Source organism: Paenibacillus sp. 10L310, from assembly GCF_056395745.1.
Genome location: NZ_JBFTKC010000043.1, coordinates 1 through 1,598, shown reverse-complemented (window position 1 = coordinate 1,598; position 1,598 = coordinate 1). Strand labels below are relative to the sequence as shown.

1 protein-coding gene is annotated in these 1,598 nt (G+C 60.5%); it reads left to right on the top strand.

The genetic code is table 11. The features are described 5' to 3' along the window. The first annotated feature begins 68 nt into the window (after positions 1–68). Positions 69–737, top strand: a complete 669-nt coding sequence (locus AC1DE7_RS31560) for a hypothetical protein (protein ID WP_441432312.1) — start codon at positions 69–71, stop codon at positions 735–737. Positions 738–1,598: the final 861 nt, after the last annotated feature.

Sequence of the window (1,598 nt, the reverse complement as noted above, 5' to 3'; positions counted from 1 at the left end):
CGGGTTTCCCACCCCCAGGGGAACCCGGCACAATACGCATAGTCACCGGATAGTTAAGGAGATCGGCCATGACGTACGCTCACACGATTCAGCGAGTCACGATCTCGGGTACTTGCTTCTCCGGTGCCGAGATCTGGCAGACCGGCTTTTGGCTGGGAGACGAGAGTGCCGACACCAGCACGGCCACTCAGGCTCAGGTGGACGCGATCGCAGCGCGCTGGGCTACCTTCTTCTCCAGCGGCTCGACGCAGATCAACAACAGCTACATCACGACTCAGGTCAAGGTGGCAAACATCCTCACCACAGGCCACACGGATCCACTGAACGTCGTCTACCACACCTACGGGACACCGCCCGTGGGCAGTGCTGGCGGCAACCGGCAGGCGCCCCAGACCACTCTGGTAGCGACGCTGACATCGGCGCTGAGCCGTGGCCTCGCTGCAAAGGGTCGCATGTACCTGCCGGGCCCGTCCATGGCAGTGCAGTCGAATGGGCGCGTCCAGAGCTTCGACATTTCCGGGATCGCCACCGCGTTTCAGACCTTCATCAACGGGGTCAACTCCGACGGCACCCCCGATCAGCAAGTGATCCTTGTTGCCAAGGCGACGACGCTGCCCGCTGTGAAGCCCGCCGTCAATGCGCTGGTCACCGGGATCAACTTCGGGGACGTGTACGATACGCAGCGGAGGCGCAGGGACCAGCTCAAGGAGACTCGGACCGGCCACACCATCCCGTAAGGCCACTAGGCTTTACGTGTGACCTCGAACGGCGGCAACTGGAACTGTGACTACCCCAGCTCCTGAAGGAGCCGCCACACCTCTCCCAGGGCCTCATCGTCGTCCCGCGTCGCCTGGTCTCGCTCTGCGGCCGTCAGGGGCAACTCCATGGTCCTGCGTGCTGTCCTCCGGCACCGTAGGATCGCTTCCGAAAGCTGCTCCCGGATCTCGTCTCTGCTCATGCTGTGGAGCCTACTGGCTCGGTGGCGGTTCGTGGGGTTTCTGCTCTGTTTGCTCCTGCTCTGCAGGAGCAGAGCGCATCCTGATGGTGGAGTAGGAAACGGGTTGTTGCACGCCCCCCCAAACCCCCCCAACTTAAATTTGGGGTCGGTCTGGGGAAGCGTCGCATGCTCTGTGAGCCATCCTGACGGAGCCAGTGAGGGGTCCTGGGCGCTACGACTGCCACCGGTAATTGCTGTCCCGGTCATCCTCGAGGGAGCCATGGCCACTACAGCCACAGAACCACCCAACCGTTAAACGAAGCCGGTACAGGGCATTTCCTCCAGCGTGTTTATTAACCCACCTGAGTTAAAAAGGCCGGCCCTTTGTGGCACAGGTGTGTTAACTCAGCTGTGTTAAAAAGATTGCTCAGGAAATCCCACGATCTGCCGAATTAAGTTCTACAATTCGCCTTATGGGTCGTCCGCATATTCGTCATATGCCTTCCCTGAGCCGGGTTTCCCACCCCCAGGGGAACCCGGCACAATACGCATAGTCACCGGATAGTTAAGGAGATCGGCCATGACGTACGCTCACACGATTCAGCGAGTCACGATCTCGGGTACTTGCTTCTCCGGTGCCGAGATCTGGCAGACCGGCTTT